Raw genomic sequence first — 25,193 nt, 5'->3', positions numbered from 1 at the left:
GCCTCAATTCGTCTTGGCTTTTTCATCGCCCGGCAGGACGTAGTCCGTCCCTTCCCATGGCGAAAGAAAATCGAAATTGCGGAATTCCTGCTTGAGCTCGACCGGCTCGTAGATGACGCGCTTGGCCTCGTCGTCGTAGCGCACCTCGACGAAGCCGGTCAGCGGGAAATCCTTGCGCAGCGGATGGCCTTCGAACCCATAATCGGTCAACAGGCGGCGCAGATCGGGATGGCCCGAGAACAGCACGCCATAGAGATCGTAGGTCTCGCGCTCGAACCAGTCGGCGCCGGGGAACACGCCGGTGATCGACGGCACCATCGTCTCTTCGTCGGCCTGTACCTTGACGCGGATGCGCACGTTCTGTTTCGGCGACAACAGGTGATAGACGACGTCGAAGCGCTTGGCCCGCGACGGATAGTCGGCGCCGCAGACATCGATGATCGAGATGAACTGGCAGCGCGCATCGTCGCGCAGGAAGGTCATCACCTCGACCAGATCGCGCGGCTCGACATGGACGGTGAGTTCGCCATAGGCGATCGCCGCGTCATTCACGCGGCCGATCAGCTTCTCGCCGAGATAGGTCGACAGTTCGCTCAGGGATGCGGTCATGGATTTACCGTTCGATCGTGCCAGTGCGGCGGATCTTCTTCTGCAGGAGAAGAATGCCATAAAGCAGCGCTTCGGCGCTCGGCGGGCAGCCGGGCACATAGATGTCGACCGGCACGACGCGGTCGCAGCCGCGCACCACCGAATAGGAATAGTGGTAGTAGCCGCCGCCATTGGCGCAGGAGCCCATCGAGATGACGTAGCGCGGCTCCGGCATCTGGTCGTAGACCTTGCGCAACGCCGGCGCCATCTTGTTGGTCAGCGTGCCGGCGACGATCATGATGTCGGACTGGCGCGGAGAGGCGCGCGGCGCGACGCCGAACCGCTCCGAGTCGTAGCGCGGCATCGAGGTGTGGATCATCTCGACCGCGCAACAGGCGAGGCCGAAGGTCATGAACATCAGCGAACCGCTGCGCGCCCAGGTGATCAGCGCTTCCGTCGAGGTGACGAGAAAGCCCTTGTCGGCCAGTTCGTTGTTGATCTCGAGGAAGAAAGGATCATCCGCCCCAACCGGCCTGCCGGTGTTGGGATCGATCAGGCCCTTGGGCTTCGGCGCGACGAGCGTTCCGGAACTGTCGTTCAATCCCATTCCAGCGCTCCTTTTTTCCATTCATAGGCAAAGCCGATGGTCAGCACCGCCAAAAAGACCATCATCGACCAGAAGCCGAGCATGCCAATCTTCGAGAACGACACAGCCCACGGAAACAGGAAGGCCACTTCCAGATCGAAGATGATGAACAGGATCGACACCAGGTAGAAACGGATGTCGAACTTCATGCGGGCGTCGTCGAACGAGTTGAAACCGCACTCGTAGGCGGAAAGCTTTTCGGGATCGGGATTGCGGTAGGCGACCAGGAAGGGTGCGGCCAGCAGCGCCAGGCCGACGACCAGCGCCACGCCGATGAACAGGACGATGGGCAGGTACGAACTCAATAGTGCGTTCATGCTCGGCTTTCCGTTGGCGCAATCCACTTTGATTACAGCACCGGACCCTAATGCGGAAGCGTGACAGATTAACCGCTGAACCGTTTTAAGGGCCTATGCTGCAACGCGGCGAGGGTTAGCGCAGCACTTCCAGCGAAGCAAGTCAAACCTTGTTCAAAACACGGTGCTGGACGGCATATCCGAGGAAACTGGTCCGATCCGCTCCTGTTTGATTTCCTTCGCTTTTTACTCCACTTTTCTCTCCTGACATGGTTGCCGCCAAAACCCTGCTAGCATGGGCCGGAATCACCCATCGGAACTTCGGCCAACCACCCTCAGAGTGACGCCTGCATGAAGGAAAAAATCTCGCTTGCCATGGCCCGGCGCATCGCGCTCGCCGCCCAGGGGTTTCTCGATCCCCGCCCCGCCGGTACGCCCGACCGCCGCCACTTTGCCCGCGTGCTGGCCCGCACCGGCCTGCTGCAGATCGATTCCGTCAGTGCGGTGGTGCGCGCTCACTATATGCCGCTCTATTCGCGCCTTGGCCCCTACCCGCTTGCCTTGCTCGACAACGCGGCCGTGACGCGCAATCGCACGGTGTTCGAATACTGGGCGCACGAGGCCTCCTTCCTGCCGGTCGAGACATATCCGCTGATGCGCTGGCGCATGCAGCGGGCCGAGCGCGGCGATGAAATGTATCTCGGCCTCGCCAAATGGGGCCGCGAACACGCTGGCTACATCGAACAGATCTACCGCGAGGTCGTCGATCGCGGCCCGATCGCCGCTTCCGCGCTGGAAGGCCAGAAAGGCTCCGGCGGCTGGTGGGGCTGGAGCAATGCCAAGCATGCCTTCGAATGGCTGTTCTGGGCCGGGCGCATCACCACGGCGCACCGTCGCGGGTTCGAGCGGTTCTACGATCTGCCAGAGCGCGTGCTGCCGCAGGCGATCCTCGACCTGCCGGTGCCGGCCACCGAGGACGCGCACCGCGAGTTGCTGCGCATCTCGGCCCGCGCCCACGGCATCGCGACGGCTGGCGACCTACGCGACTACTACCGCCTGTCGCCCGCCGACATGAAAGGCCGGCTCGAGGAACTGGTCGAACTTGGCGAACTGTTGCCCGTGCGTGTCGAAGGCTGGGACAAGCCGGCTTATCTTCATAAGGACGCGCGCCTGCCACGCAAACTCGAGGCCCGCGCCCTGCTGGCGCCGTTCGATCCGGTCGTCTTCGAGCGGTCGCGCACCGAGCGACTGTTCGATTTCCACTACCGCATCGAGATCTACACCCCGGCCGAAAAGCGCCAATACGGCTACTACGTCCTGCCCTTCCTGCTCGGCGACAGGATCGTCGCGCGCGTCGACCTCAAGGCCGACCGGCCGGCTGGCGTGTTACGCGTCCATGCTGCTTACGCCGAGCCCGGCGCGCCCGCTGAAACCGCTGGTCAGCTGTTCGAGGAACTGAAGCAGATGCAAGGCTGGCTTGGACTAGAGAGAATGGAAATCACACCGGCCGGCGACTTGGGTCCGGCACTGCTGAGCTTGAACCATCAGGGCCGCTCTTGACATCAGCCGTCGGCCGCAGACGTTTGAGGGAGTTTTGTCGGCCCAGGTTCAATCATGGCATCGCAAGAGGTTCTCGACCTGATCCACGAGGCGTTGATTGCACATGGGATCAACACCATCCGTGGACAGCACGATGTCAGTCTTGAGCTGGAAAACCTGCGGTTTGAAGCCGAAATCTTGGATAGGGAGCAGCGAGACTCGACACTCTGGCTTGTCGTCGAAATCCATATCTTCTCGCCGTTACTGGGCACTCAGCCCGTCATCGAATCGTTCGTTGGAATGGGCGACACACGTCAACAGGCGACATTCCAGGCATTCGGAAAGTTCCTGATCGGCGTATTTCATGTGTTGATCGAGGGCCTTGCAAAGCATGTTTGCGACAACATGCAAGCCGACATCGAGTTCTGGCAGCGCAATGATGCCAGCTGGAAGGTGTATGCCGGGCCTGTCATTACCCAGGCTGTAGTGGAATGCACGCTTAACCGGACATATCCGGCGTTCTATGCCCAGCTGGAAAAACTGTTCTCCGCCAATGTGCGCCCCGGCAGTCATTTCGTCCGGATTTTCGTAGCGAGCCATGGCGGAGAACTTATCGGCAAAGAAGTTCTCCTGGACAACGAAACATGGCCTGAAGGCCAAGCTGCTTGTTAGTCAGGATTGGCATCACGGCGATGGGTATCAGGCATTGCGCCATGTCATTCTTGCGTTGCCAGAAGAGAAGGCTGCCAAACCGAGTTTGTTGGGCACCGCCGCAAACTGGTTAAGAGGTCGCACTAAGAAGCCAATGGATACATGATGGACATCAAGCCGCAACTAACGCTCACCCCGCGTTGACACCGCTGCCTGCAAAAGCCTAAATCCGCTCCAGACGGTCCCCTGCCCGCAACGGCAAGGGCCAAGAGGGAATGCGGTGCGGGACAAAAATCCCAAATCCGCGGCTGTCCCCGCAACTGTAAGCGAAGAGCCAAGGCCGAAAGCCACTGGGACGGTCCCGGGAAGGCGGCACCAAGGCGATGACCCGCGAGCCAGGAGACCTGCCGTCTACGACTACAGAATCCGATCGCCCGGCGGGTTTCCGGGCAAGGAGTTCGATTTTTGGACCATGACAGCAGTTTTTCGGCTGGCACAGCGGACAATTCGTCCGGCGAGAGCGATGCTCTTGCCGGCGTAACCGTCATCGTCTGTGCTTCCTGTCGCGATGAAACCGGTTCCGACGCTCATCCCCGCGCCGGCGAACTGCTGGCGCAGGATGCGCGCCGCGCCGCTTCTGGCGAAGATGTCCGGGTCTTCAGCGTCGAATGCCTCGGCAATTGCAAGCGCCGGCTTAGTGCCGCCATCCTGCGCGATGGCTGCTGGAGCTACGTCTTCGGCGACCTGACCGCGACCAGCGGCGCCGACCTCGTCTCCGGAGCAAAACTCTTCGCCACCTCGACGGACGGCCTCATTCCGTGGCGCGGCCGCCCCGATAGCCTGAAGCGCGGCCTCGTCGCCCGCATCCCTCCCCTCGACCTATTGAAGGACTGATCATGACCGCTTCCGTCTCCCGCGTCCCCTGCACCGTCGTCACCGGCTTCCTCGGCGCCGGCAAGACGACGCTCATCCGCCACCTCCTGGAAAATGCCGGCGGCAAGCGGCTGGCCATCATCGTCAACGAGTTCGGCGACATCGGCATCGACGGCGAGATCCTGAAGGGCTGCGGCATCGACACCTGCCCGGAGGAAAACATCGTCGAGCTGGCCAATGGCTGCATCTGCTGCACCGTTGCCGACGATTTCGTGCCGGCACTCGACCAGATCCTGTCGCTGACACCAAAGGTCGACCACATCCTGATCGAGACCTCCGGCCTCGCTCTGCCCAAACCGCTGGTCCAGGCTTTTCAGTGGCCGACAGTGAAGAGCCGCGTGACGGTCGATGGCGTCATCGCCGTCGTCGATGGACCAGCACTGGCCGAAGGCCGTGTCGCCAACGACATCGACGCACTTCAGGCACAGCGCGCACAGGACACGACGCTCGATCACGACGATCCGGTCGAAGAAGTGTTCGAGGATCAGATCGCCTGTGCCGACCTGATCATCCTGTCGAAGAGCGACCTGATGGACGCCGCCGGCTCCGCCCGCGCCAACGCCATCATCAACGAGCACATCGCCCGCGCGGTGAAAATCGTGCCGACGTCGCAGGGCAAGGTCGATCCGTCGGTGCTGCTCGGCCTTGGCCTTGCCGTCGAGGACGACATCGAAAACCGCAAGACCCATCACGACGACGAGCTCGACCACGAGCATGATGACTTCGACAGTTTTATTGTCGACATAGCCTCGATCGCCAATCCGGATGAGCTGGCAAAACGCGTCGCTACCGCCGCCGAGGAAGAAAACGTGCTGCGCGTGAAGGGCTTCGTCGAGGTCGGCGGCAAGCCGATGCGGCTCTTGCTGCAGGCTGTCGGACCGCGCGTCAATCATTACTATGACCGCGCCTGGACGGCGCAGGACGACCGCCGCTCGCGCCTCGTCGTCATCGGCCTGAAGGGGCTGAACCGCCCGGCAATCGAGCGTATACTCGCCGGCTGACGCACACCACGGGCCGCGATGCACATCCTCACCACGACATCCGCCTCGCTCGACGATCTCGCCGAGCCGGTCGATCTGCGGCAGACGCCGGCGGATATCGTGGCCCTGTCCTTCACCGACAGCGATCTCGCCGGGCTGGCGGCGGCGTGGAAGGCCGACGCCGACCGCCTGCCCTCGATGCGGCTGGCTGCCCTCCGTGACCTGCGCCATCCCATGTCCGTCGACCTCTGGGTCGACAGCGTCGCCCGCCACGCCAAAATCATCCTTGTGCGCATCCTCGGCGGCTACGACTGGTGGCGCTATGGCTGCGACCAGCTTGCCTTGACCGCCCGCGCTCGCGGCATAAAACTGGCGCTGCTGCCCGGCGAATGCCGCGACGAGGATCTGCGCCTGATCGAAGCCTCGACGCTGCCGCGCGAGGAGCTTGACGCTCTGCTCGACTATTTCCGCGAGGGCGGCCCGGCGAATATGAGCGCGCTGGTACAGAAGCTGGCGCGGCTGGCTGGAGCCAGGAGCACCGTCACAGCACCGGTCGCGGTACCAAAGGCCGGATTTTATGAGCCAGGACGCGGCGTCGTTGACGACCCGAGTGCTGTCCGGATCCCGATGAACGGTAGCGATCCTGCCCACGTCCGCGCCCCCGTCACCCCCATCCTGTTCTACCGCTCGATGCTGCTGGCGGCCGATGTCGCGCCGATCGGCGCGCTTTTTGAAGCGCTGCGGCAGCGCGGCATCAACCCGGTCCCCATCTTCGTCTCCAGCCTCAAGGATCCAGCATCCCTGACGTTCGTGGAAACCGCACTGACCACGCTCAAACCTGCCGCCATCATCACCGCGACCGCCTTCGCGTCCGGCGCCGAACCCGGCGTTGAAACCCTGTTCGACCGCGCCGGCGTGCCTGTCTTCCAGGTCATCGTCGCCACCACCCGCCGCGATATCTGGGAAAACAACCAGCGCGGGCTGGCACCCGCCGACCTCGCCATGCATGTCGTGCTGCCGGAGCTCGACGGCCGCATCCTGGCCGGTGCGATTTCCTTCAAGGGCGAGAGCGAGGTCGATCCCGCACTTGGTCACCGCGCCTTCGCCAACCGGCCGGAGCCCGACCGCGTCGCGCAAGTCGCGGACCGCGTCGCAGCCTTCATCAAGCTGCAGGAAACGCCCCGCGCCGAACGCAAGCTGGCGATCCTGATCCCCGATTATCCGAGTGCGCCCGGCCGCACCGGCTATGCCGTCGGCCTCGATGTGCCGTCCAGCGCGGTGGCCATGCTGCACGACCTCAAGGAACAGGGGTATGCGGTTGACGGGATTCCGCAAACGCCTCGTGGGCTGCTGGATTTGCTGGAAGTGGCCGGGCAAGGGCTGAAGCTGGAGGATTATCTCGACTTCTCGACAGAATTGCCAGTTGAGGCACTCGCTGCCGTGGAAGCCGCTTGGGGGAAAGTAGAAGACGAAACCGGCTTGTGCGAGGCGCCCCCCTCTGTCCTGCCGGACATCTCCCCCACACGGGGGGAGATTGCGCCCTCATCACTGCGTTCGCCAATTTCCCACGCTGTAGCTCAAGAGCCAACAACGGAACTGCCAATCTCCCCCCAAGTGGGGGAGATGTCCGGCAGGACAGAGGGGGGCGCGACAGAACGCCAACCTTCGCGGTTCGTTGGCGAAAAACACTTCCCCTTCCGCGCCGCCATCTTCGGCAACATCACCGTGGCGCTCGCCCCCGATCGCGGCCGCTCGGCGGACCGCCGCGCCGACTATCACGACCCGACACTACCGCCGCGCCATGCGCTGATCGCCTTCGGCCTGTGGTTGCGCAAATCGCTCGGCGTCCACGCTCTCATCCATGTCGGCGCCCATGGCACGCTGGAATGGCTGCCCGGCAAGACGGTTGCGCTCTCGGAAAACTGCTTTCCCGAGATCGTCACCGGTCCCCTGCCCGTCATCTATCCCTTCATCGTCTCCAACCCCGGCGAAGCAGCACAGGCCAAACGGCGCATCGCCGCGGTCACTCTTGGCCATCTGCCGCCGCCAATGACCGGCGCCGGGCTGGACGAGGATCAGCACAGGCTTGAGCGGCTGGTCGACGAATATGCCCAGGCCGACGGTCTCGACCGCCGCCGCCGCGATCGTCTGGCCAAGCTGATCTTCGACACCGCGCAGAAAACCGGCCTCGCCGCCGAAGCCGGTGTCGCCGGAACCGACGCGCCCGACGAAGCGCTGCGCCGCATCGACGCCTGGCTCTGCGACCTCAAGGATTTCGCCATCAAGGACGGGCTGCATATCTATGGCCGCGCACCCGAGGACGAGCCCGACGCCATGCGCCGTCAAAGCGCGGACGCAGAGAAGACGGCGCTGTTCGCGGCACTGGATGGCCGCCATGTCAAGGCCGGCCCGGCCGGTGCGCCGGCGCGCGGTCGCTCCGACGTTCTGCCCACCGGCCGCAACCTGTTCACGTCGGATCCGCGCACCATGCCGACGCCGACGGCCTATGATCTCGGCAGGGCTGCAGCCGAAGAAGTCGTGCGCGGCTACATGCAGTCGCATGGCGACTGGCCACGTTCGCTGGTCATCGATCTCTGGGGCTCGGCCTCGCTGCGCACCGGCGGCGAGGAAATCGCGCAGGGCCTGGCGCTGATGGGCTGCCGGCCGCAATGGGATACCTCGACCGGCCGCATCACCGGCATAGAGGTGCTGCCGCCGGCCGCCCTCGGACGCCCGCGGGTCGATGTCACATGGCGCATATCGGGCCTGTTCCGCGACATGTTCCCGACCCAGATCGCACTGATCGATGCCGCCGCCAACGCCGTTGCCGCCCGCGACGAGGAGGATTCGGAAAACCCGCTCGCAGCTCGGAGCCGCGCGGATGGCAAGATCAGCCCGCGTATTTTCGGCACCTCGCCCGGCACCTACGGCGCCGGCGTCGAGGACCTGCTGTCGAGCGGCGACTGGGCGGCGCGCGAGGAGATCGGCCGCGCCTATCTCGACGCCACCTCGCATGCCTATGGCGGTGCCGAGGGCGAAGGTGTCTCAGCACCCGGCGCCTTCGAGGGCCGCATCGCCGAAGCCGATCTTCTCGTCCACACCGGCGACGACCCTGGCCGCGACATTCTCGAAGGCTCCGCCGACGTCGCCTTCATCGGCGGCTTTTCGGCCGCGCTTGCGGCGCTCGGCCGGAACGCCGATGTCATCGTGCTCGACACCACGGATCCGCAGAAACCGAAGCCGCGTTCGATCGGTGAGGCGGTAGCCCGCGTCGTGCGTGCCCGCGCCGTCAATGCCCGGTTCATATCAGGCCAGATGCGCCACGGCCCGCGCGGCGCCTCCGAATTCGCCGAAACGGTCGACCGGCTGGTCGGTTTCGCCGAAACCACCCATGCCATATCGGGCGCGCTGATCGAAGCGGTGCATGATGCCTATCTCGGCGATCCCCGGGTGCGTGCCTTCATCTTGCGCGAGAATCCCGCCGCCGCCAAAGTCATTGCCGAGCGCTTCCTGTCGGCGCGCCGGCGTGGCCTCTGGCATCCCTTGCGCAATTCCATCGACGACGACCTCGCCGCGCTGATTGCCGAGGCAGAAGCGCTTGGGGTTGCGGCATGAACGCCTTCTCGCGTCGCGGTGCCTGCCCCGCTCTGGCAGCCCCCATGCAGACCGGCGACGGCCTGCTGGTGCGGCTCAACCCGGTGGCTGGAGGATTGTCGCCGAAGCTTTTGATCGCACTCGCCGAATCCGCCTTGCGGTACGGCAACGGCATCTTGGAAGTCACCGCGCGCGGCAGTTTGCAGATACGCGGCCTGACGCCGGAAAGCGCGGCTCTTCTGGCGACGGAGGTTGATGCGCTAGGCATCGTGGTGCGCACCGGTGTTCCGGTCGAGACCGGACCGCTGGCCGGCATCGACCCGCAGGAGATTGCCGATCCCCGTCCGCTGGCCGAGCGGATCAGGGCGGCGGTCGAAGAGGCTGGGCTGACGCAACGGCTCGGGCCGAAGGTTTCGGTCATTGTCGACGGCGGTGGACAACTTGGACTGGATTCGGTGACGGCCGATGTGCGGCTTGTCGCAACGCGCACCGATACGGGAATTCGGTGGCGCGTGTCTGTCGCGGGTGATGGGCAGAATGCAAGGCCACTCGCCACGGTGGACGACGATACGGCGCGCGATATCGCCGTTGCGGTGCTCAGGATGGTTGCCGAAATAGGCCGCGACGCCCATGCAAGGGATTTGTCGGAGAGGCAGCTGACATCTCTCGCCGGTTGGCATTCCTTCGCGCCCCCCTTTGTCCTGCTGGAAATGTCCGGCAGGACAAAGGGGGGGCGCGAAAGATCGCCGACCCATTGGAACTTTCGACCTGACCACAGCCATCGCTACCCTCGGCATCGGCCTGCCCTATGGCAGCATGCAGGCGGACAAGATCATCGGCCTTGCGCAGGGTGCCCTCGCCCTCGGCGCAATCGAAATCCGCCTCTCCCCTGGCCGTGCCTTGCTTTTCCTCGGTCAGCCGGCGGCCGCCAACCAGCCCCTTCAGGACGCCGCAGCCACTCTCGGCTTCGTCACTGACCCAGCCGATCCGCGCACGCGTATCGCAGCCTGCCCCGGCACGCCGGCTTGCGCTTCCGGCCGGATCGCCACACGCGACATTGCCGAGACGATTGCGGCTGAAAATGCCGACATCCTCGACTTCACCCTGCACGTTTCCGGCTGCGCCAAGGGCTGTGCCCATCCGGGCAAAGCAGCGCTTACCCTGGTCGGCGGCGAAAACGGAGCCGGACTTGTCGTGAACGCGACGGCAAAGGGCCTTCCTGCCGGCTACAGGCCGGGCTATGACGCCGCGCGCGGCATCAGCCGCGTCGCGGCAGCGATCCGCAGCGCACGACTTCCCGGCGAAACCGCCGCCGCTTGCCTGACAAGGCTTGGCGCGGCCGGCATCGCCGAAGCTTACCGACAGGAATGAGCATGGCCGCCTACGACTACATCCACGACGGCGCGGCGATCTACGAGCGCTCCTTCGCCATCATTCGCGCCGAGGCGGATCTCACGCGCTTCTCCGAAGCCGAGGCCGATGTCGCCATCCGCATGATCCATGCCTGTGGCCAGGTCGAAGCTGCCAGCCATTTCGTTTTCTCGACCGATTTCGTGGCCGCCGCGCGCACGGCACTTTCGGCGGGCGCACCGATCTTCTGCGACGCCGAGATGGTCTCGCATGGCATCACCCGCGCCAGGCTGCCGGCCGGCAACGAGGTGATCTGCACCTTGCGCGACCCGCGCACACACGAAATCGCCAAGGAGATCGGCAACACCCGCTCCGCGGCCGCGATCGACCTGTGGGGCGAGCGCCTGGCCGGTTCGGTGGTCGCCATCGGCAATGCGCCGACCGCACTTTTTTATCTGTTGGAAAAGCTTCGCGACGGCGGGCCGAAGCCGGCAGCCATCATCGGCATGCCGGTCGGCTTCGTCGGTGCGGCCGAATCCAAGGATGCGCTGGCCGAGAATTCCTATGGCGTGCCCTATGCCATCGTGCGCGGCCGGCTTGGCGGCAGCGCCATGACCGCCGCGGCACTCAATGCCTTGGCGAGGCCGGGCCTGTGAACGAGTTTGCCAAAGGTCGTCTGGTTGGCGTCGGCACCGGTCCCGGCGACCCCGAACTGTTGACGCTAAAGGCTGCACGCGTCCTGGCTGAAGCCGATGTCGTGGCGTATTTCGCCAAGCGCGGCAACAACAGCAACGCGCGCGCCATCGTCGAAGCGCAGTTCCGCCCCGGCATGACGGAACTGCCGCTGCTCTATCCGGTCACAACGGAAATCGACAAGGATCACGACGACTACCGGTCGCAGATCGCCGGTTTCTACGAGGAATCCGCCGAGAAGGTCGCCGAGCATCTTCAGGCCGGCAAGATGGTCGCCGTGCTGTCCGAGGGCGACCCGCTGTTCTACGGCTCCTACATGCATCTGCATGTCCGCCTCGCCCATCGATTCCCGACCGAAGTCATTCCCGGCGTCACCGCCATGTCGGGCTGCTGGTCGGCCACCGGCCTGCCGATCGTCCAGGGTGACGACGTGCTGACCGTGCTGCCCGGCACAATGAGCGAGTTCGAGCTGACGCGCCGGCTGGCGGATACCGACGCCGCCGTCATCATGAAGGTCGGCCGCAACCTGCCCAAGATCAGGCGGGCGCTGGAGGCGACCGGCAAGCTGGCGCGCGCCGTCTATGTCGAGCGCGGCACCATGGCCGGCAGCGTCTCGATGCAACTGGCCGACAAGCAGGACGACAAGGCTCCCTACTTCGCCATCGTGCTGGTCGCCGGCTGGTCCGGCCGGCCCGGCGTTTCGGGAGCACAAGCATGAGCGGCCGTCTCACCGTCATCGGGCTTGGACCGGGCAATGCCGATCAGGTGACGCCGGAAGCCAGCCGTGCCGTGGCGCAGGCAAGATTCTTCTATGGCTACAAGCCCTATCTCGACCGGCTGGAATTGCGCCCGGACCAGACCCGCGTTGCTTCAGACAATCGCGAAGAACTCGCCCGCTCCAAGGACGCCTTGATCAAGGCCGCGGAGGGCCATGACGTCGCCGTCGTTTCCGGTGGCGATCCCGGCGTGTTCGCCATGGCAGCCGCCGTCTGCGAGGCGATCGAGGCCGGCCCGACCGAATGGCGTGCGGTCGATGTCGCCGTCGTGCCCGGCATCACCGCCATGCTCGCTGTCGCCGCCCGCATCGGCGCTCCGCTCGGCCATGATTTCTGCGCCATTTCGCTGTCCGACAATCTGAAACCGTGGGAATTGATCGAGCTGCGGCTGCTGGCGGCGGCCGGCGCCGGCTTCGTCATCGCGCTCTACAACCCGATCAGCAAGGCGCGCCCCTGGCAGCTTGGCCGCGCCTTCGAATGCCTGACCGCGATCCTGCCGGGCACCACGCCGGTGATTTTCGGCCGCGCCGCCGGCCGTCCGGATGAGCGCATCGAAGTCTTCCTGCTGGCCGATGTCGACGCTTTGAAGGCCGACATGGCGACCTGCATCATCATCGGCTCGCCGGAAACCAGGATCATCAAGCGCGGCGACAGACCGGCGCTGGTCTACACGCCGCGCTCGTCGACGGGTCAGAGAAAATGATCGGCCCCAAACTGGTTGACAATAGCGGCCAGCGCTTCGACGGTTTCAGCCGAGGCAACGTCCGGCAGCGCCGGCCTGCGGACCATCACCACCTCGATGCCAAGCGCCCGTGCCGCCGCGATCTTGCCATAGGTCGCCTCGCCGCCACTGTTCTTCGACACGACGATTTCGATGCGATGCTCTTCGAGCAGCGCCCGCTCTTCCGCCTCGGGGAATGGCCCCCGTGCCAGCAGATAGCTCGCCTCCGGGACCTTCAGCCTGGGCTCGACCGGATCAACGCTGCGAATGAGATAATGATGCTGGGGTGCTGCCTCGAAGGCGGCGACCTCCTGCCGGCCGAGCGCCAGGAAAACGCGCCGCGGCGCGGGACCCAGTGCGTGCACGGCGTCGCCGACCGTGTCGACCTGCGTCCAGCGGTCGCCTTCGACTGGCTCCCAGCCCGGCCGCCGCAGGGCCAAAACAGGCACGCCGGCCAGGCGCGCGGCTTGCGCCGCATTGGCCGAGATCTGCGCCGCATAGGGATGCGTGGCGTCGATCAGCAGGTCGATGCGCGTCTCCCGGAGATAGGCAGCCAGCCCATCGGCGCCGCCAAACCCTCCGGTTCGCACGGGCACGCCTTGCGCAACCGGGCTTTCGGTGCGGCCGGCCAGCGACAGCGTGACCGCGCAATCGGCGCGCGCTGCCAGTTGTCCGGCCAGTTGCCGGGCTTCCGTAGTGCCGCCGAGGATCAGAATGCGGTGGGTCATCATGCCTGCTGAGGGTCCGCGCGGCGCCAAGCACAACTCAAGATGGCTTTCCATCGTCGGCATCGGCGAGGACGGTTTAGCCGGTCTCGGCGACGAGGCCAAGCGGCTGATTGCCCAGGCGGAAATCATCTTCGGCGGCAATCGGCACCTCGCCCTTGTCGCCTCCTTCGCCAAGGGTGAACCACGTCCCTGGCCAATTCCCTTCGATGCCGAGATGGCCGATGTGCTGGCGCTTGCCGGCAGAAACGTCTGCGTACTCGCCTCTGGCGACCCGTTCTTCCACGGTGTCGGCGCCACCCTCGCCCGCAAGGTGAAGGCTCGGGAGATGCAGGTTATCCCCGCACCGTCAGCCGTTTCACTGGCAGCCGCTCGCCTTGGCTGGGCTTTGCAGGATATCGAGACCGTCTCGCTGCATGGCCGGCCGCTCGACCTGATCCGGCCGCTGCTGCAGCCGAACGCACGCATCCTGGCGCTGACATCCGACGCGGAGGCACCCGCTGCAATCGCGCGCCTGCTCGTCGAACTCGACTTCGGCGCCTCGCGGCTGACGGTTCTGGAGGCCTTGGGAGGGCCGAAGGAAACGCTGCGTGCGACCCGTGCCGATGCCTTCGAACTCGAAAACATCAATCCGCTCAACGTGCTAGCGGTCGAAGTTGAACCCGGTCCGGATGCGCGCGTCCTGCCGCTCACGGTTGGCCTTGCCGATCATCTGTTCGACCATGACGGCCAGATCACCAAGCGCGAGATCCGCGCCATCACCCTGTCGGCGCTGGCGCCCAGGCTCGGCGAATTGCTGTGGGACATCGGCGCCGGCTCCGGTTCCATCGGCATCGAATGGATGCTCGCCCATTCCTCGCTGCGTGCCATCGCCATCGAGACCAACCCGATCCGCGCCGCCCGCATTGGCCGCAACGCCGCTGCCTGCGGCGTTCCCGGCCTTGTCGTGGTGGAAGGAAGCGCGCCCAAGGCGCTTGCCAGGCTGGACACGCCGGATGCGATCTTCATTGGCGGTGGCGGCAGCGATGCCGGCGTGTTGAACGCAGCCATCAAGGCCCTGCGCGCCGGCGGTCGTCTTGTGGCCAATGCGGTGACGTTGGAGATGGAAGCCCTGCTTCTCGCCAGCCATATCTCACTTGGCGGCGACCTGACCCGCATAAACATATCCCGCGCATCGCCTGTCGGCTCGATGCAGGCCTGGCGGCCGGCCATGCCGGTAACCCAATGGAGCTGGGTGAAGCCATGATGGTCGCGGGCATCGGCAGCCGAAAAGGCGTGAGTGCTGAAGACGTGCTTGCGGCGATAGAAACCGCCCTGGAGACGCATGGGCTGGCGATGACGGCGCTTTCAGCGTTGGCCACCGCCCCCTTGAAACGGGACGAAAAAGCCATCTTCGCCGCCGGACATCAGCTCAATCTTCCGGTCATCGTCGCCGATGCGGCCGCTGTCGAGGCCGCCTCATCAGCCACGATCAGCCTCTCCAGCCACTCGCAGGATCTGGCCGGCACGCCATCGGTTTCCGAAGCATCCGCCCTTGCCGTCGCCGGCAGAGGCGCGAGGCTGCTCGGAGCCCGCACAGTGCTCGGCCCGGTCACCTGCGCCATCGCCATCAGCGGAGATGCGCCATGACCGTGCATTTCATCGGCGCCGGTCCTGGTGCCGCCGATCTCATCACGCTGCGCGGTGCCAAGCTGCTGGCAAGCTGTCCGGTCTGCCTGCATGCCGGTTCGATCGTCGCGCCCGCATTGCTGGAGCACTGCGCGCCGGGGACAAAACTGATCGACACCGCTCCGATGTCGCTCGACGAGATCGAGGCCGCGTATCTCGATGCCCACAAAGCCGGCCATGATGTTGCCCGGCTGCATTCCGGCGACCTGTCGGTATGGAGCGCCGTTGCGGAGCAGATCCGGCGGCTGGAAAAGCACGGCATTCCCTACACGCTGACACCGGGCGTTCCCTCCTTCGCCGCTGCTGCCGCAGCACTTCGCCGCGAGCTGACCATTCCCGAAGTCGCACAAAGCCTGGTGCTGACTCGCGTCTCCGGCCGCGCGTCGAAGATGCCGCCCGGCGAAACGCTGGCTGGTTTCGGCCGCACCGGCGCCACGCTTGCCATTCACCTTGCCATCCACGCCATCGATCGCGTCGTCGCCGAGCTGACGCCGCATTATGGTGGGGATTGCCCGGTGGCGATCGTCTTCCGCGCCTCCTGGCCGGACGAACGCGTGCTGACCGGCACGCTGGAAACGATCGAAATGTTGCTCGCGGCCGATCCGATGGAGCGCACGGCGATCATCTTCGTCGGCCGTTCGCTGGCGGCGGAAGATTTTGGCGAGAGTTCATTGTACGACGCCCACTACCAGCGGCGTTTTCGCGGACGGGACGGATTGTGAGCGGCAGCACCAGGAACAAGGGCGAGAACGCCACGCTCGAACAGGCATTGTCCCGGCTGAACTTCAAGCCGCGCCGGCTGGAGCCGGGCCATGTCTGGCTGGCCGGCGCCGGCCCCGGCGACCCTGGCTGCCTGACGCTGGAAGTGCTGGCGGCTTTGTCCGAGGCGGATGCCGTTGTCTACGACGCACTGGTCTCCCCCGATGTCGTCGCCGTTGCCGAGAGCGCCGAGCTGTTCTTTGCCGGCAAGCGCGGCGGAAAACCGTCGATGAAGCAGGACGACATCACCGCGCTGCTGGTCCGGCTGGCGCGCGCAGGCCGCCGAGTCGTCAGGCTGAAGGGCGGTGATCCCTATATCTTTGGCCGTGGCGGCGAAGAAGCTTTGGCGCTGGCGCGGGAAAACATCCCGTTCCGCGTCCTGCCCGGCCTGACGTCGGGGCTCAGTGCGCTGGCAGCCACCGGCATCCCGGCCACCATGCGCGGCATCAACAAGGCGGTGATCCTGGCGACCGGCCATGCCGCCGGCACCGATGACGACATCGACTGGGCAGCAATCGCCCGCACCGGCCAGCCTGTCGTCGTTTATATGGGCATGGCCAATTTGCCCCTCATCGCCGCCGCATTGCTCGACGGCGGCTTGGCGCCGTCGACGCCGGCGGCTGTGATCGTCGCCGCGACGACACCGCAGGAGCGGATCGTCGTTGCCACGCTCGCTACCATTGCCGAGGAAGCGGCCGCCGCCGGGCTGACGGCACCCGCGTTGATCGTCGTCGGCGGCATCGTCGCCATGCGCGCGGCACTGGCGGGGGAAGCATGACCGCCCGCGCCATCATCGTCGGCGCGCCGCGCTCCGGTTCGGGCAAGACCAGTGTCACCATCGGCATCTTGCGCGCGCTCACCCGGCGGGGCTTGAAAGTGCGCGGCGCCAAATCCGGTCCCGACTATATCGATCCCGGCTTCCATACAGCTGCGACGGGACTTTCCGGCGTCAATCTCGACAGCTGGGCCATGCCGCCGTCGCTGCTCAATGCGCTCGCCGCGCAAGCGGCCGACGACACCGATTTCGTCATCCTCGAGAGCGCCATGGGGCTGTTCGACGGCATTCCGGCGGCTCCCGGCCGCACCGGCTCCGCAGCCGACCTGGCGCGGCTCTACGGCCTGCCGGTGTTGCTGGTGCTCGACGTGTCCGGCCAGTCGACCACGGCGGCCGCCGTCGCCAAGGGATTTGCCACCTATGATCCGGATGTGCGCATGGCCGGCGTCGTGCTCAACCGGCTGGGCAGCGAGCGGCACCGCCGGCTGTCCGGCGATGCGATCGAAGCGATCGGCCTGCCGGTCGTTGGCGCCATCCTGCGCGATCCCACACTTAACCTGCCCGAGCGCCATCTCGGCCTCGTCCAGGCCGGCGAATATGATGACCTGATGGCGCATCTCGACCGGCTGGCCGACATGGCCGAAAAGTCGCTCGATCTCGACGCCATCATGGCCCTGGCGACACCCTTCACCCCAGCAGCCGGAGGTTTCGACGACGCACTGACGCCGCCTGGCCAGCGGATCGCGCTGGCTGAAGACGCCGCCTTCACCTTCCTCTATCCGCACGTGGCGACCCACTGGCGCAAGGCCGGCGCGGAGATCGTCCCGTTCTCGCCGCTCGCCGACGAAGCACCCGACGAAGACTGCGATATCTGCTGGCTGCCCGGCGGCTATCCCGAGCTTCACGCCGGCCGGCTCGCCGCCGCCGCAAATTTCCGCAAGGGAATGGCAAGATTCGCAGCGACCAAGCCCATCCATGGCGAGTGCGGTGGCTTCATGGTGCTTGGAGAAGCGCTGGAGGACGCGTCGGGCGAAACGCACGGAATGCTCGGCCTGCTCGGCCATTCCACCAGCTTTGCCAAACGCAAGATGAACCTCGGTTACCGCGAGGCGCGGCTGCGCGCCGATTGCCCGTTAGGCGCACAAGGCGCGCTAATCCGTGGCCACGAGTTCCACTATGCGCAGATGCTCGCTGCCGGCAATGACGAGCCGCTGGCCGACCTCGCCGACGGCCAGGGCAACCAGATCGGCGCCTCGGGTTACCGGCGCGGCCACGTGAGCGGCACCTTCTTCCACGCCATTGCGAGGGGCTAGGACATGAAGCTTCGGAACTTGACCCTTTCCCCCCGGCAGGTCCTCGACGACATCGCGCTTTGCCTGGTCTTCTTCACCCGGCTGCCACTGGCCGTCCTCGACTTTCGCGGGCGCAGCCTGGCCGCAGCGATCTGGGCAGCACCCGTTGCCGGTCTTGTCGTCGGCCTGATCGGCGCGATCGTCTTTGCCACGGCGGAACGATTTGGCCTTGGCATGGGCCCGGCGGCAGCCCTTGCGCTTGTTTCAACCGTGCTCACCACCGGCTGCCTGCATGAGGACGGGCTTTCCGATGTCGCCGACGGCTTTGGCGGCGGCAAGTCGCGCGGCCGAAAACTCGACATCATGCGCGACAGCCGCATCGGCGCCTATGGTGCCGCGGCGCTCACTCTGTCGCTGCTGATCCGGTGGAGCGCGCTTTCGGAATTCGTCGAGCCCACGCAGGCCCTGTTCGCCCTGATCGCCGCGCACACAGCCTCGCGCGGCGTGCTGGGCGCCTTCATGCACCTGCTGCCCGCCGCCCGGTCCGAAGGCCTCTCGGCCGACGCCGGCACCGTTTCGTTCGAGACCGCTATCGCCGGCGCCGTGGTCGGCGCGATCCCGCTGCTCCTGCTCGGGCTCGGCGGCGCCGTTTTCGCGCTGATCCTGCTTGGCCTGCTGTTTGCGGCGTTCCGCGCGCTTTGCCTCAACCAGATCGACGGCCAGACCGGCGACACGATCGGCGCCTTGCAGCAGCTGAGCGAAATCGCCGTGCTGCTCGTCGCTTCCGTAGCCCTCTCCTGATTCCCCTTTGACCTGATTCCCTTTCGGAGACTTTGCCCCCATGCCCTTCAAATCGCTCGATGAACTGCGCGCCGCCTGCGTCGATCTACCTGCCGGCAGCGATGCCGCCGCAAGCGCGGTCGCCCGCCGCCAGGACACGCTGACCAAGCCGCAAGGCAGCCTTGGCCGGCTGGAAACCATCGCCGCCTGGCTGGCGCGTTGGCAGGGCCGCGACATGCCCAAGCTTGATCGGGTGAAAGTCTTCGTCTTCGCCGGCAACCACGGTGTCACCGCGCAAGGCGTGTCGGCCTATCCTTCGGAAGTCACGGTGCAGATGGTGGCGAATTTTGCCGGCGGCGGTGCCGCCATCAACCAGCTCGCCCGCATCGCCGGCGCCGAACTCGACGTCATCCCGCTCGACCTCGACCATCCGACCGGCGACTTCACGCAAGGTCCGGCCATGGACGACAAGGCGTTCCTCGCCGCCGTCTCGACCGGCTATGACGCGGTGACGAAGGACCTTGATCTGGTCTGCTTCGGCGAAATGGGCATCGGCAACACCACGCCGGCAGCCGCCATTTCGGCAGCGCTGTTCGGGGGCGGCGCTGAAAAATGGACCGGGCGCGGCACCGGCGTCGACGACGCTGGCCTCAAGCGCAAGGTGGTCGCCATCGAAGCCGGCCTGAAGCGCCACGCCGCAGCCCTTGCCGATCCGCTGGGCGTTGCCGCCGCACTTGGTGGGCGCGAACTCGCCGCCATCTTCGGTGCCACGCTCGCCGCCCGCCATTTGGGCATACCCGTGCTGCTCGACGGCTTCGTCTGCACCGCTGCTGCCGCCCCGCTGGCAAGATTGCACCCGACCGGCCTCGCCCATACGATCGCAGCACACGTCTCGGCCGAATCGGGCCATCGCGGCCTGCTCGAAGCGCTCGGCCTGCCGCCGCTGCTCGATCTCGGCATGCGGCTTGGCGAAGGCTCCGGCGCCTGCCTCGCCGTCAACATCGTCCGCTCGGCGCTGGAGTGCCACACCCGCATGGCAAGTTTTGCCGAGGCGGGAGTATCGGAGAAGTAGGCCCAACGCCCGGACTGCGTTTGATGAACGAGCCCTCACAGATTTTCGGAGACCCCAAACAGGGGCTTCGCGATATTCTTGCTCGGATTATCGGAGATTTCGACAGCAAGAGCGGAGCTTTTGCAGGGCTGAAATACAATTCGCCGTGGATACTGGCGACGGAGGACTGGGCAGAGCGATCGGGCCATACGGTCGAAGAACTGCGCGAGATGATTTCTCAGTGGCGGATTTCAATCTATTCCGGTGCGCAGAAAAATCCAAAAATCATTCAGATTTTCGAAGATCTTCGCAATGCTGCCGAGGAGTGGAGAACCGAAACGGTTTACGTCGATCAGCCATTTCATTTTGATCCTGAAAAGGCAAGATTCCCCAATCGCAAAGAACTGAAAGCCCATACTCTCAAGGTTTGGAGTTCTTTGGGATTGGCGAAGCAATGGCATAGCAACGATGCCAAGGACCTTAGTTTTAGCGGAATTTTCGAAGACAGATTTGGTCACGATGTTAGATTCTCGATGACCTTCAAGCTTGGATATGGCGGCCCAATAAGGCTGTTTATTCAATTTCCTTATTATTCGGATGGCGAACCGAGGTCACTGGACCTCTTTACGCTTTCGGGCAAGTTTGTATGTAAGGACCTTCGTTTACCCGAAGAAGCCGAACTCGAATGGGTCGTCGGCAAAAGCAAGACGAACTTCGAAGCTGTCGACGGCGTCCTCGCCATAACGCGAGCGATCCTCAGCTATCTGCGACCAACTATCCAATAGCGTCGACTGTCGCCAGACGGCGACGAAACATCCCGCTTTCAGGTCTTTCCACCAAGTCTTTGAAGAATTTGGTGGGTGCGCACAGGATTGAACTGTGGACCCGCTGATTAAGAGTCAGCTGCTCTACCAACTGAGCTACGCACCCACTCGGCCGGCAAAAACCGGCGTTGGCGGGCATATAGCCGCCACCATCGGTCCTGTCCAGCCCTGCCGGAATCATTTCCCGACAAATCGCCTGGAGCATCATCCCGAAAAGTGGAATCCGGTTTTCGGAAGAGATCATGCTCATACAAAAAGACCGAGCCCCATCCCGATTTTGTCGGGATGGAACAGGCTCGAAGCGCCGCAGATGATCAGACGAACAGTCTGCCTTCCGCCACCTTGACCGCGTTGCCGCCGATGCGCGCCGAGGCCAGTTTTCCGCCTTGAACGGTCAGTTCGAGGCGGATGCGCGATGGCCGGCCCATCTCCAGCCCCTGCTCGATCCACAACTGCGAAACACCATCGGTCGGCGCGTCGAAATGCATGATGGCGCCGGCGAAAGCCGCCGCTGCCGAGCCAGTCGCCGGATCCTCGTAGGATGGCGTGCCGGGCACGATCATGCGCACATGGAACGCGCTTTCGTGGTTCACCGTCTCGCGGCAATAGACATAGGGGCTGGCGAAGGCCCACTCGCTCTTGCGCGGCGCCAGTTCGGACCAAGCCTGGTTGTCCAGCCGGATTCGGCCCGCCGCTTCGAGATTGGCAACCGGGATGGTCACGTAGGGCACGCCGGCCGACCAGAACGCGACACGGTGATTCTCGAAGCCGATTTCATGCGGCGTCAGGCCAAGGGCAGCACCTATCGCCTCCGGGTCGGCCTCGAGCTTGAGCGGCTCCGGCAGCTTCGCCAGGTCGAATTCGGCGAAAGTGTTGCCATCATGCTTGCTGACGGCGCAACGCACCGGGCCGATGTTTTCTTCCAGTACGAAGATGCCGGCACCGCCCTCTTCCGCCAGTTCGGCCAGCGCGATCGCGGCGCCGACGGTCGGATGGCCGGCGAACGGCATTTCATAGTCGGGGGTGAAGATACGGATGCGGTTTCGGTGCTTGGGATTGTCCGGCGGCAGCACAAAGACCGATTCCGACAGGTTGAACTCGCGCGCGATGGCCTGCATCGCGGCCGTGTCCAGACCTTTGCAATCCAACACCACGGCCAGCGGGTTGCCGGCCAGTCGCTCGGTCGTAAACACATCGTAAAGCAAGTAATTCCGGGTTTGCATTCCTGCCTCAATCCCAACATGGGCGAAATTTAATTTGATATTTGAACCAGTAAGCCTGATCTGTGCACAGATAGGGACATTGCGCATCATAGGGGTCCGACGTGGACCAGATTGTCAATCTGCCAAAGACGGAATCGGATTCCGCCATCGAGACGGCGCTCGGTCTCGACAGACAAGGTCTGCGCAAGACGCGCCGGCGTGGCTGGCTCTATGCGCTGCTGACATTGATCGTGCTCGCCGCCGGGCTTGGCGCCTATCAATGGTACGCCGGCTCGCCCGCCAAGATTGACTACACCACCGTGCCGGCCGCCAAGGCCGATCTCACCGTCGAAGTGTCGGCGACCGGCACGCTGCAGCCGCTCACGCAGGTCGACATTTCCAGCCAGCTCTCCGGCATCATCCGTTCGGTATCCGTCGAGGAAAACCAGCAGGTCAAGAAGGGCGACGTGTTGGCAGCGCTCGACACCGCGAAGCTGCAGGTGCAGATCGAACGGGCCGAGGCGTCCGCCAAGGGCGCGGCTGCCAATGTCGAAGACGCCACGGTAACGCTCGCCGAGAACGAAAAAGCGCTTGTCCGCGCGGCGGCGCTGACCAAGCGCGGCATGGCGACCGACCAGTCGCTGGAGGCGGCAGCCGCGACCCGCGACCGCTCCAAGGCGGCACTCGACAGCGCTCAGGCCAATCTCGCCATCGCCAATGCCGATCTGAAATCGCAGCAGACCGACCTTGCCAACAGCACCATCTATGCGCCGATCGACGGCATCGTGCTGACGCGCTCGGTCGATCCCGGCCAGACGGTCGCCTCCTCGCTGCAAGCGCCGGTGCTGTTCATCATCGCCGCCGATCTCAGAAACATGGAACTGGTGGCGGCGGTCGACGAGGCCGACATCGGCGCGGTCAAGACCGGCCAGCATGCCCGTTTCACCGTCGATGCCTTCCCGGACCGGCCGTTCGACGCCGAGATCCGCGACATTTCCTTTGCCTCGGTCACCACCGACGGCGTCGTCACCTACAATGCGCGGCTTGAAGTCGACAACAACGAGCTGTTGCTGCGACCCGGCATGACCGCAACCGTTTCGGTCGTCACAAGGCAGGCCAAGGACGTGCTCACCGTACCCGCCACAGCCTTCCGCTATCGCCCGGCGCAGCAGGCGGTCCGCGGCTGGAGCCTGAGCGACCTGTTTACTGGCCGCATGGGGCGCCCCGGCGGCAACCGCCAGCGCCAGGCCGCGACGGCGCCCACCGACGGCTCGCGCACGCTCTATGTGCTGGAGAATGGGCGGCCGCATCCGGTCAACGTCAAGATCGGTTCCACCGATGGCGAACTGACCGAGATCACCTCGGGCCTCAAGGAAGGCGCTGAGGTCATCACCGCGTCGCAGCAGCGGAGCTGAGGCCGTGGCTGCCGGTGCTGCCCTCATCACCTTCGACAAGGTCTGGAAAAGCTATGGCCAGGGCGAGGCCAAGGTCCATGCGCTGGCCGGTGTCGGCCTTGCCATCCGGCGCGGCGAATTCGTCGCCATCATGGGCCCGTCCGGCTCCGGCAAATCGACGGCGTTGAACATCATCGGCTGCCTCGACACGCCGACGGCCGGCACCTATGCCTTCATGGGCATCGACGCCGGCAGGCTCGACCGCAACCGCCGCGCCATGCTGCGCAACCTCTATGTCGGCTTCGTTTTCCAGGGCTACAATCTGTTGGCGCGCACCACGGCGGCGGAAAATGTCGAACTGCCGCTGATCTATCGCGGCGTTGCCGCCCGCGAGCGCCGCGACCTTGCTATGCAGGCGCTGGCCCAGGTCGGCCTTGTCGGCCGCGAGCACCATACGCCGGCCGAACTGTCCGGCGGCCAGCAGCAGCGCGTGGCGATCGCGCGCGCCATCGTCACCCGCCCGACGCTGCTCGTCGCCGACGAGCCGACCGGCAATCTCGACACCGCGCGCACGCATGAGATCATGGAGTTGCTGACACAGCTCAACACCGAGCTCGGCCTGACCATCGCCATGGTCACCCATGAGGCCGACGTCGCCGGCTATGCCGAGCGCACCATTCACTTCCTCGACGGCCACGTCGCCTCCGATTCCAAGAATCTCGAGGTGGCCTAACCATGATCTGGGAAACCGTCCGCCTCTCGCTCCGCTCGATCCGCCGCAACGTGCTGCGTTCGTTCCTGACATTGCTCGGCATCGTCATCGGCGTTGCCGCCGTCATTGCCATGCTCACCATCGGCTCCGGCACCACCGAAAAGGTCAAGGCCGACATCTCCAAGCTCGGCAGCAATCTGCTGGTCGTCCGTTCCGGCCGCCCGGCCGGTCCCGGCGGCCCGGGCGGGCTCGACCAGGTGGTCCGTCCGCTCGCCGAAAAGGACCTGGCGGCGCTGGTCGCGCATCTGACCGGCGCGCGCGCCATTTCGCCGGCCTCGCAAAAACAGGTCCGCGTCATCTTCGGCACCGAAAGCCTGACCTCGGGCGTCACCGGCACCGACAGCGCCTATCTCGATGCGCGCGATTGGAAGCTGGTGTCCGGCCGGCCGTTCAGCGATTCCGAGACCCGCTCCGGCACCGGCGTCTGCCTGATCGGCGAGACGGTGCGCCAGCAATTCTTCGGCGCCGGCGACCCCGAGGGCGAGATCATCCGCGTCAACCGCACCTCCTGCAAGATCATCGGCCTGCTCGAACCCAAGGGCTATACCGGCTTCGGCCAGGACCAGGACAATGTCGTGCTGATGCCGCTGCATGCCTATCAGCGCCGCATCGCCGGCAACCGCGACATCGACAACATCTACATCGCCGCCGACGATACCACGCCGACCAGCGAACTGCAGCCGCGCGTCGAGGACATCTTGCGCGATGCCCGCCGCATCACCCCCGACCGCGAGAGCGATTTCGCCATCCGCGATATGACCCAGATCGCCGACGCCATGGCCAGCGCCACCACAACCATGACCGGCATGCTGGGTGCCGTCGCCGGCGTCAGCCTGCTGGTCGGCGGCATCGGCATCATGAACATCATGCTGGTCTCGGTCACCGAGCGCACGCGCGAGATCGGCATCCGGCTTGCCATCGGCGCGCAAGAAAAGCACATCCTCATCCAGTTCCTGGTCGAGGCGACGGTGCTGTCGCTGCTCGGCGGCATCATCGGCATCCTGATTGGCCTGGCGCTGGCCGGCCTCGCCGCGGTGGCGCTGACCATCCCCTTCGCGCCAAGCCCCGCGGTCATCCTGCTCGCCGTCGGTTTCTCGGCGCTGATCGGCATGGTGTTCGGCTTCTTCCCGGCTCTGCGCGGCGCCAGGCTCGACCCGATCGACGCGCTGCGGCACGAGTAAGCC

General features: G+C 65.1%; 24 protein-coding genes, 1 tRNA gene, 1 pseudogene and 1 riboswitch. Of the genes and pseudogenes, 20 read left to right on the top strand and 6 right to left on the bottom strand.

Annotation, left to right across the window (positions count from 1 at the left end; genetic code table 11):
• Positions 1-3: 3 nt before the first annotated feature.
• The 3 genes from ACFSOZ_RS09135 to ACFSOZ_RS09125 are packed head-to-tail and all read right to left on the bottom strand — an operon-like array spanning position 4 to position 1,551.
• The gene (locus ACFSOZ_RS09135; protein WP_379096284.1) at positions 4-609 is read right to left on the bottom strand and encodes an NADH-quinone oxidoreductase subunit C; all 606 of its coding nucleotides are present in this window, start codon (positions 607-609) and stop codon (positions 4-6) included.
• A gap of 4 nt (positions 610-613) precedes the next feature.
• A complete protein-coding gene (locus tag ACFSOZ_RS09130; protein WP_379096282.1) occupies positions 614-1,195 on the bottom strand; it encodes a NuoB/complex I 20 kDa subunit family protein in 582 nt (193 codons plus the stop codon).
• Positions 1,186-1,551, bottom strand: a complete 366-nt coding sequence (locus ACFSOZ_RS09125) for an NADH-quinone oxidoreductase subunit A (RefSeq protein ID WP_010910112.1) — start codon at positions 1,549-1,551, stop codon at positions 1,186-1,188. The genes ACFSOZ_RS09130 and ACFSOZ_RS09125 overlap by 10 nt, the downstream gene beginning before the upstream one ends.
• 330 nt (positions 1,552-1,881) lie before the next feature.
• On the opposite strand from ACFSOZ_RS09125, the gene ACFSOZ_RS09120 reads away from it, so the two are divergent.
• From ACFSOZ_RS09120 to ACFSOZ_RS09080, 9 genes and pseudogenes are all read left to right on the top strand, one after another.
• Positions 1,882-3,090, top strand: coding sequence for a winged helix-turn-helix domain-containing protein (locus ACFSOZ_RS09120; RefSeq protein ID WP_379096279.1), 1,209 nt, complete (start codon positions 1,882-1,884; stop codon positions 3,088-3,090).
• 54 nt (positions 3,091-3,144) lie between these two features.
• Positions 3,145-3,741 carry a DUF6348 family protein gene (locus ACFSOZ_RS09115; RefSeq protein ID WP_379096276.1) on the top strand — a complete coding sequence of 199 codons (597 nt, stop codon included), beginning with the start codon at positions 3,145-3,147 and terminating at the stop codon, positions 3,739-3,741.
• Positions 3,742-3,942: 201 nt separating this feature from the next.
• Positions 3,943-4,146: riboswitch (cobalamin riboswitch) on the top strand.
• Positions 4,147-4,185: 39 nt separating this feature from the next.
• The gene (locus tag ACFSOZ_RS09110) at positions 4,186-4,614 is read left to right on the top strand and encodes a DUF1636 family protein (RefSeq protein ID WP_379096274.1); all 429 of its coding nucleotides are present in this window, start codon (positions 4,186-4,188) and stop codon (positions 4,612-4,614) included.
• Positions 4,615-4,616: 2 nt separating this feature from the next.
• The gene (gene cobW, locus ACFSOZ_RS09105; RefSeq protein ID WP_379096271.1) at positions 4,617-5,654 is read left to right on the top strand and encodes a cobalamin biosynthesis protein CobW; all 1,038 of its coding nucleotides are present in this window, start codon (positions 4,617-4,619) and stop codon (positions 5,652-5,654) included.
• An 18-nt stretch (positions 5,655-5,672) separates the two neighbouring features.
• Entirely contained in the window at positions 5,673-9,248 is a 3,576-nt protein-coding gene (locus ACFSOZ_RS09100) for a cobaltochelatase subunit CobN (protein WP_379096268.1), read from the top strand.
• A pseudogene (gene cobG, locus ACFSOZ_RS09095) lies at positions 9,245-10,598 on the top strand (precorrin-3B synthase). The gene ACFSOZ_RS09100 and the pseudogene cobG overlap by 4 nt, the downstream one beginning before the upstream one ends.
• A gap of 2 nt (positions 10,599-10,600) precedes the next feature.
• The gene (locus ACFSOZ_RS09090; protein ID WP_379096265.1) at positions 10,601-11,233 is read left to right on the top strand and encodes a precorrin-8X methylmutase; all 633 of its coding nucleotides are present in this window, start codon (positions 10,601-10,603) and stop codon (positions 11,231-11,233) included.
• A complete protein-coding gene (locus ACFSOZ_RS09085; protein WP_379096262.1) occupies positions 11,230-11,988 on the top strand; it encodes a precorrin-2 C(20)-methyltransferase in 759 nt (252 codons plus the stop codon). The genes ACFSOZ_RS09090 and ACFSOZ_RS09085 overlap by 4 nt, the downstream gene beginning before the upstream one ends.
• Entirely contained in the window at positions 11,985-12,749 is a 765-nt protein-coding gene (locus ACFSOZ_RS09080; protein WP_379096260.1) for a precorrin-3B C(17)-methyltransferase, read from the top strand. The genes ACFSOZ_RS09085 and ACFSOZ_RS09080 overlap by 4 nt, the downstream gene beginning before the upstream one ends.
• Here ACFSOZ_RS09080 and ACFSOZ_RS09075 read toward each other — a convergent pair.
• Positions 12,737-13,495 carry a cobalt-precorrin-6A reductase gene (locus ACFSOZ_RS09075; RefSeq protein ID WP_379096257.1) on the bottom strand — a complete coding sequence of 253 codons (759 nt, stop codon included), beginning with the start codon at positions 13,493-13,495 and terminating at the stop codon, positions 12,737-12,739. The genes ACFSOZ_RS09080 and ACFSOZ_RS09075 overlap by 13 nt on opposite strands.
• Position 13,496: 1 nt before the next feature.
• On the opposite strand from ACFSOZ_RS09075, the gene cbiE reads away from it, so the two are divergent.
• Genes cbiE through ACFSOZ_RS09035 form a run of 8 tightly spaced genes read left to right on the top strand, consistent with a single transcriptional unit; the run spans position 13,497 to position 20,602 of the window.
• The gene (gene cbiE, locus ACFSOZ_RS09070; RefSeq protein WP_379096254.1) at positions 13,497-14,738 is read left to right on the top strand and encodes a precorrin-6y C5,15-methyltransferase (decarboxylating) subunit CbiE; all 1,242 of its coding nucleotides are present in this window, start codon (positions 13,497-13,499) and stop codon (positions 14,736-14,738) included.
• Positions 14,735-15,121, top strand: a complete 387-nt coding sequence (locus ACFSOZ_RS09065; RefSeq protein ID WP_379096251.1) for a cobalamin biosynthesis protein — start codon at positions 14,735-14,737, stop codon at positions 15,119-15,121. Before cbiE ends, ACFSOZ_RS09065 begins: the two co-directional genes overlap by 4 nt.
• Positions 15,118-15,882, top strand: a complete 765-nt coding sequence (gene cobM, locus ACFSOZ_RS09060; protein WP_379096248.1) for a precorrin-4 C(11)-methyltransferase — start codon at positions 15,118-15,120, stop codon at positions 15,880-15,882. The genes ACFSOZ_RS09065 and cobM overlap by 4 nt, the downstream gene beginning before the upstream one ends.
• Positions 15,879-16,697 carry a uroporphyrinogen-III C-methyltransferase gene (gene cobA / locus ACFSOZ_RS09055; RefSeq protein ID WP_379096245.1) on the top strand — a complete coding sequence of 273 codons (819 nt, stop codon included), beginning with the start codon at positions 15,879-15,881 and terminating at the stop codon, positions 16,695-16,697. Before cobM ends, cobA begins: the two co-directional genes overlap by 4 nt.
• On the top strand, positions 16,694-18,007 hold the full coding sequence (locus ACFSOZ_RS09050; protein ID WP_379096242.1) for a cobyrinate a,c-diamide synthase: 1,314 nt from the start codon (positions 16,694-16,696) through the stop codon (positions 18,005-18,007). Before cobA ends, ACFSOZ_RS09050 begins: the two co-directional genes overlap by 4 nt.
• A 3-nt stretch (positions 18,008-18,010) precedes the next feature.
• On the top strand, positions 18,011-18,787 hold the full coding sequence (locus ACFSOZ_RS09045) for an adenosylcobinamide-GDP ribazoletransferase (protein ID WP_379096240.1): 777 nt from the start codon (positions 18,011-18,013) through the stop codon (positions 18,785-18,787).
• Positions 18,788-18,827: 40 nt separating this feature from the next.
• The gene (gene cobT, locus ACFSOZ_RS09040) at positions 18,828-19,838 is read left to right on the top strand and encodes a nicotinate-nucleotide--dimethylbenzimidazole phosphoribosyltransferase (RefSeq protein ID WP_379096238.1); all 1,011 of its coding nucleotides are present in this window, start codon (positions 18,828-18,830) and stop codon (positions 19,836-19,838) included.
• A 23-nt stretch (positions 19,839-19,861) separates the two neighbouring features.
• The gene (locus ACFSOZ_RS09035) at positions 19,862-20,602 is read left to right on the top strand and encodes a hypothetical protein (RefSeq protein ID WP_379096235.1); all 741 of its coding nucleotides are present in this window, start codon (positions 19,862-19,864) and stop codon (positions 20,600-20,602) included.
• A 69-nt stretch (positions 20,603-20,671) separates the two neighbouring features.
• On the opposite strand, the gene ACFSOZ_RS09030 is transcribed toward ACFSOZ_RS09035, so the two are convergent.
• Positions 20,672-20,747, bottom strand: a tRNA-Lys gene (locus ACFSOZ_RS09030).
• A 208-nt stretch (positions 20,748-20,955) separates the two neighbouring features.
• A complete protein-coding gene (locus ACFSOZ_RS09025) occupies positions 20,956-21,864 on the bottom strand; it encodes a PhzF family phenazine biosynthesis protein (RefSeq protein ID WP_379096232.1) in 909 nt (302 codons plus the stop codon).
• Positions 21,865-21,965: 101 nt separating this feature from the next.
• Between ACFSOZ_RS09025 and ACFSOZ_RS09020 the strand changes: the two genes are divergently transcribed.
• Genes ACFSOZ_RS09020 through ACFSOZ_RS09010 form a run of 3 tightly spaced genes read left to right on the top strand, consistent with a single transcriptional unit; the run spans position 21,966 to position 25,190 of the window.
• Positions 21,966-23,258, top strand: a complete 1,293-nt coding sequence (locus ACFSOZ_RS09020) for an efflux RND transporter periplasmic adaptor subunit (protein ID WP_379096229.1) — start codon at positions 21,966-21,968, stop codon at positions 23,256-23,258.
• A gap of 4 nt (positions 23,259-23,262) precedes the next feature.
• The gene (locus ACFSOZ_RS09015; RefSeq protein WP_379096226.1) at positions 23,263-23,970 is read left to right on the top strand and encodes an ABC transporter ATP-binding protein; all 708 of its coding nucleotides are present in this window, start codon (positions 23,263-23,265) and stop codon (positions 23,968-23,970) included.
• A 2-nt stretch (positions 23,971-23,972) separates the two neighbouring features.
• Complete coding sequence (locus tag ACFSOZ_RS09010; protein WP_379096223.1) at positions 23,973-25,190, top strand: ABC transporter permease; 1,218 nt, start codon at positions 23,973-23,975, stop codon at positions 25,188-25,190.
• Positions 25,191-25,193: the final 3 nt, after the last annotated feature.

The organism is Mesorhizobium newzealandense, from assembly GCF_042682145.1.
In the GTDB taxonomy this organism is placed as follows: domain Bacteria; phylum Pseudomonadota; class Alphaproteobacteria; order Rhizobiales; family Rhizobiaceae; genus Mesorhizobium; species Mesorhizobium newzealandense.
Note: the sequence above shows the minus strand (reverse complement) of the source record. Positions and strands in the feature narration are given on the sequence as shown.

Excerpts from the sequence above, each read along its gene's own strand:
- cobW (WP_379096271.1), top strand. The coding sequence starts at position 4,617 with ATGACCGCTTCCGTCTCCCGCGTCCCCTGCACCGTCGTCACCGGCTTC.
- ACFSOZ_RS09010 (WP_379096223.1), top strand. The coding sequence starts at position 23,973 with ATGATCTGGGAAACCGTCCGCCTCTCGCTCCGCTCGATCCGCCGCAAC.
- cbiE (WP_379096254.1), top strand. The coding sequence starts at position 13,497 with ATGCCTGCTGAGGGTCCGCGCGGCGCCAAGCACAACTCAAGATGGCTT.
- ACFSOZ_RS09080 (WP_379096260.1), top strand. The coding sequence starts at position 11,985 with ATGAGCGGCCGTCTCACCGTCATCGGGCTTGGACCGGGCAATGCCGAT.
- ACFSOZ_RS09130 (WP_379096282.1), bottom strand. The coding sequence starts at position 1,195 with ATGGGATTGAACGACAGTTCCGGAACGCTCGTCGCGCCGAAGCCCAAG.
- ACFSOZ_RS09135 (WP_379096284.1), bottom strand. The coding sequence starts at position 609 with ATGACCGCATCCCTGAGCGAACTGTCGACCTATCTCGGCGAGAAGCTG.
- ACFSOZ_RS09115 (WP_379096276.1), top strand. The coding sequence starts at position 3,145 with ATGGCATCGCAAGAGGTTCTCGACCTGATCCACGAGGCGTTGATTGCA.
- ACFSOZ_RS09120 (WP_379096279.1), top strand. The coding sequence starts at position 1,882 with ATGAAGGAAAAAATCTCGCTTGCCATGGCCCGGCGCATCGCGCTCGCC.
- ACFSOZ_RS09035 (WP_379096235.1), top strand. The coding sequence starts at position 19,862 with ATGAACGAGCCCTCACAGATTTTCGGAGACCCCAAACAGGGGCTTCGC.
- cobT (WP_379096238.1), top strand. The coding sequence starts at position 18,828 with ATGCCCTTCAAATCGCTCGATGAACTGCGCGCCGCCTGCGTCGATCTA.
- ACFSOZ_RS09065 (WP_379096251.1), top strand. The coding sequence starts at position 14,735 with ATGATGGTCGCGGGCATCGGCAGCCGAAAAGGCGTGAGTGCTGAAGAC.
- ACFSOZ_RS09075 (WP_379096257.1), bottom strand. The coding sequence starts at position 13,495 with ATGACCCACCGCATTCTGATCCTCGGCGGCACTACGGAAGCCCGGCAA.
- ACFSOZ_RS09125 (WP_010910112.1), bottom strand. The coding sequence starts at position 1,551 with ATGAACGCACTATTGAGTTCGTACCTGCCCATCGTCCTGTTCATCGGC.
- ACFSOZ_RS09025 (WP_379096232.1), bottom strand. The coding sequence starts at position 21,864 with ATGCAAACCCGGAATTACTTGCTTTACGATGTGTTTACGACCGAGCGA.
- ACFSOZ_RS09050 (WP_379096242.1), top strand. The coding sequence starts at position 16,694 with ATGACCGCCCGCGCCATCATCGTCGGCGCGCCGCGCTCCGGTTCGGGC.
- cobM (WP_379096248.1), top strand. The coding sequence starts at position 15,118 with ATGACCGTGCATTTCATCGGCGCCGGTCCTGGTGCCGCCGATCTCATC.
- ACFSOZ_RS09100 (WP_379096268.1), top strand. The coding sequence starts at position 5,673 with ATGCACATCCTCACCACGACATCCGCCTCGCTCGACGATCTCGCCGAG.
- ACFSOZ_RS09090 (WP_379096265.1), top strand. The coding sequence starts at position 10,601 with ATGGCCGCCTACGACTACATCCACGACGGCGCGGCGATCTACGAGCGC.
- ACFSOZ_RS09045 (WP_379096240.1), top strand. The coding sequence starts at position 18,011 with ATGAAGCTTCGGAACTTGACCCTTTCCCCCCGGCAGGTCCTCGACGAC.